This is a genomic window from Streptomyces sp. SID3212, from assembly GCF_009865405.1.
Classification (GTDB): Bacteria; Actinomycetota; Actinomycetes; order Streptomycetales; family Streptomycetaceae; genus Streptomyces.
Map to the genome: position 1 here is coordinate 1 of NZ_WWJY01000946.1, position 3809 is coordinate 3809.

3 protein-coding genes are annotated in these 3809 nt (G+C 72.6%); 1 reads left to right on the forward strand and 2 read right to left on the reverse strand.

Translation table 11 applies throughout. The annotated features are described in order from the left end of the window. Positions 1 to 81: 81 nt before the first annotated feature. Both GT042_RS28300 and GT042_RS28305 read right to left on the reverse strand, forming a co-directional pair. Positions 82 to 1413, reverse strand: coding sequence for a D-arabinono-1,4-lactone oxidase (locus GT042_RS28300; protein ID WP_161311554.1), 1332 nt, complete (start codon positions 1411 to 1413; stop codon positions 82 to 84). Continuing rightward, the gene (locus GT042_RS28305; RefSeq protein ID WP_161311555.1) at positions 1367 to 2620 is read right to left on the reverse strand and encodes an MFS transporter; all 1254 of its coding nucleotides are present in this window, start codon (positions 2618 to 2620) and stop codon (positions 1367 to 1369) included. Before GT042_RS28305 ends, GT042_RS28300 begins: the two co-directional genes overlap by 47 nt. A gap of 191 nt (positions 2621 to 2811) precedes the next feature. On the opposite strand from GT042_RS28305, the gene GT042_RS28310 reads away from it, so the two are divergent. After that, positions 2812 to 3809 (forward strand): ferrochelatase (locus tag GT042_RS28310; RefSeq protein ID WP_161311556.1); only part of this gene is annotated, 998 nt, incomplete at its 3' end.

The following is a 3809-nucleotide window of genomic DNA, read 5'->3' on the forward strand; positions in this document are numbered from 1 at the left end:
CCGCCACCACCCCGCCCGCCGAATCACCCCAGGGCAGGACCCCGGACACGACCCCGACCCCGGCCGCGCCCCCGAAGGACGTCAGTCCCCGATGACCCGCCGCAGATAGTCGTTCCCGAACAGCCGGTCCGGGTCGAGCCGGTCCCGTACCGCCGCGAACTCCGCGAAGCGCGGATACACCCCCGCGAGGTACGCCGCGTCCCGGGTGTGGACCTTGCCCCAGTGCGGCCGGCCGCCGTACGCGATCATGATCCGCTCCACCGCCGTGAAGTACGAGCGGTGCGGGGTGCCCCGGTACAGATGCACCGCGATGTACGCGCTCTCCCGCCCCGACGCCGTCGACAGCGGGATGTCGTCCGCGGGCGCCGTCCGGATCTCCACCGGGAAGCTGATCTTCAGCGGCGACCGCTCGACCATGGCCTTGACCTCGCGCAACGCCTCCACCACGTGCTCCCGGGGGAGGGCGTACTCCATCTCCAGAAAACGCACTCGGCGCGGAGAAGTGAAGACCTTGTAAGGGATGTCCGTATACGTACGGGCCGACAGGACGCGGCTGGAGACCCGCGCGAGCGGCGGGATGACCATGGGAACGGCCTTGCCGACCGAACAGACGACCTCGAAGAGACCGTTGGCGAGGAACTCGTCCTCCACCCAGCCGCTCACCCGGCCCAGCGGGGCGGGCAGGCCCGCGCTGCGGTTGTTCCGCTTGGTACTGCAATTGCCCGTGTGCGGGAACCAGTAGAACTCGAAGTGCTCGTTCTCGGCGACGTGCTGGTCGAACTCCGCCGTGACCCGGTCGAAGCTCATCGGCTCCTCACGCGCCGTCAGCAGGAAGACCGGCTCGACGGCGAACGTGACCGCCGTGATCACCCCCAGCGCGCCGAGGCCGACCCGGGCGGCGGCGAAGACGTCCGCGTTCTCCTCCGCCGAGCACCGCAGCAGCGAACCGTCGGCGGTGAGCAGCTCCAGCGCCCGTACCTGCGCGGCGATCGACGCCGACTCGCGGCCTGTGCCGTGCGTGCCGGTGGATATCGCGCCCGCGACGGTCTGTTCCATGATGTCGCCCATATTGGTGAGCGACAGACCCTCTCTGGCCAGCGCCGCGTTCAGCCGCTTCAGCGGCGTCCCCGCCTCGACCGTGACGGTGGCCGGGCTGCCGGTCCTGTCGATCTCCCGGATGCCGGTGAGCAGGTCGGGCCGTATCCGTACCCCGTCGGTGGCCGCCACGGCGGTGAACGAGTGGCCCGTGCCGCCGGCCTTCACCTTGAGCCCGTCGGCGGCGGCCCTGCGGACGACCGCGGACAGCTCGTCCACCGAGGCGGGGGAGACCGTGCGGGCGGGCCGGGCGGTGACGTTGCCCGCCCAGTTACGCCACGCGGTCCTGCTCGTCGTTTCTGTACGGTCGTAGCTCATCCGGCCCGTGCCCTCCCCGAACAGTGACCGGCTCGCGCAGCCGGCGGTACCCCAGGAACGCCACCGCGGCCGCGAGCGCTCCCGCCACGGCGGGCACCGCGTACCCCGCGCGGGTCCCGGCCTCGTCCACCACCCGGCCGGCGGTCGAGGCGCCGAGCGCGACCCCGACCGCGAGCCCGGTGGTCGTCCAGCTCATGCCCTCGGTCAGCTTGCTGCGCGGTACGTGCGCTTCGACCAGGGCCATCGTGCTGACCATCGTCGGTGCGACGGACAGGCCCGAGACGAAGAGCGCCACGGCCAAGAACGGCAGGTTCCCGGCCAGTTGGAGGGGGATCATACTCAGCGCCATCACGCCGACCCCCACCACCCACCCCCGGGCGGGCGGACCCTTCACGTGCACCAGCCCGAACACCACCCCCGCCAGGCACGATCCGCACGCGTAGCCCGCCAGCACCAGACTGGCCGCGGCCTTGTGCCCCCGCTCGTCCGCGAAGGCGACCGTCACCACGTCCACGGCCCCGAAGATCGCCCCGGTCGCGACGAACGTGGCCACCAGCACCCGCAGCCCGGGGGAGCGCAGCGCGTCGCCGCGAATGTGCCGCTCGCGCGGCTGCGGTACGGGTTCGGTCGCGCGCTGCGCCGTCAGCCAGAGCACGCCGACCACCAGGAAGACCCCGGCGAGCAGCGGACCCGCCTCGGGGAACCACGCGGTGGAGAGCCCGATGGAGACGACCGGGCCGACGATGAAGCACAGCTCGTCCATGATCGATTCCCACGCGTGCGCGGTGTGCAGGGCACGGGGCGAGCCGCGGAGGATCGCCGCCCAGCGGGCCCGGACCATCGCCCCGACGCCCGGCATGCAGCCCCCGGCCACGGCGAAGACGAACAGGGTCCACTCCGGGGCGCCCCGCTGGGCGCAGACGAGCAGGCCCGCGATGCCGGTCGCGGCCACCAGGGTCGCCGGGCGCAGCACCCGCCGCTGTCCGTACCGGTCGGCCAGCCGGGATATCTGGGGGCCCGCCACGGCCTCGGCGGCGGCGAGGGTGGCGGCCAGCGCGCCCGCCAGGCCGTACCGCCCGGTGAGCTGGGAGACCATCGTCACGACGCCGATGCCGAGCATGGCGAACGGCAGGCGGCCGAGCAGACCGGCGGCGCTGAAACGCCTGGTCCCGGGAGCGGAGAAGATCGAGCGGTAGGAACTGAGCACGCGGCGCTCCGGCAGGGACACGCTCAGGGAATCACTGAGGCCGCCACAGCCTACGACCGGATCCCGGGCGTGCCCATCGCTTTTTCCGCCGCAGGTCACCGCAGGCGGACCGACAGGGCACGGTGGCCCGAAGGCAGCGCCCCGGGGGCGGCGGTGGTCCGCCGTACCCCGGCGGATGGCAGGATCAAAACATGCCCGAACAGCACCCCACCACCCCGTACGACGCCCTCCTCCTGTTGTCCTTCGGCGGCCCCGAAGGACCGGACGACGTGGTTCCGTTCCTGGCCAACGTGACCAAGGGCCGCGGCATCCCCGAGGAGCGGCTCAAGGAAGTGGGCCAGCACTACTTCCTGTTCGGGGGCGTCAGCCCGATCAACGAACAGAACCGCGCCCTCCTGGACGCGCTGCGCGAGGACTTCGCCGCACACGGCGTGGACCTGCCGGTCTACTGGGGGAACCGGAACTGGGCGCCCTACCTCACCGACACCCTGCGGGAGATGGCCAAGGACGGCCGGCGCCGGATCGCCGTCCTCGCCACCAGCGCGTACGCGTCGTACTCGGGCTGCCGCCAGTACCGCGAGAACCTCGCCGACGCCCTCGCCACCCTCGCCGCCGAGGGGATCGAACCGCCCCGCGTGGACAAGCTGCGGCACTACTTCAACCACCCCGGCTTCCTGCGCCCCATGGCCGACAGCGTGATCGCCTCCCTGGCCGACCTGCCCGAGGACGTACGGGCGGGCGCGCACCTCGCCTTCACCACCCACTCCGTCCCGGTCGCGGCGGCCGACACCTCGGGTCCCGTGGAGGAGCACGGCGAGGGCGGCGCGTACGTCGCCGAGCACCTCGACGCGGCGCGGGTGATCGTGGAGGCCGTACGCGCGGAGACCGGCGTCGAGCACCCCTGGCGGCTGGTCTACCAGTCGCGCAGCGGCGCCCCCCACATCCCCTGGCTCGAACCGGACATCTGCGACCACCTGGAGACGCTGAGCGAACAGGGCGTCCCCGCCGTCGTGATGGCCCCCATCGGCTTTGTCTCGGACCACATGGAGGTTCTGTACGACCTCGACACCGAGGCCACCGCCAAGGCCGCCGAGCTGGGGCTGCCCGTCCGCCGCTCGGCCACCGTGGGCGCGGACCCGCGCTTCGCCGCGGCCGTACGCGATCTCCTGCTGGAGCGCGCCGCCGCCGA

Excerpts from the sequence above, each read along its gene's own strand:
- GT042_RS28300 (WP_161311554.1), bottom strand. The coding sequence starts at position 1,413 with ATGAGCTACGACCGTACAGAAACGACGAGCAGGACCGCGTGGCGTAAC.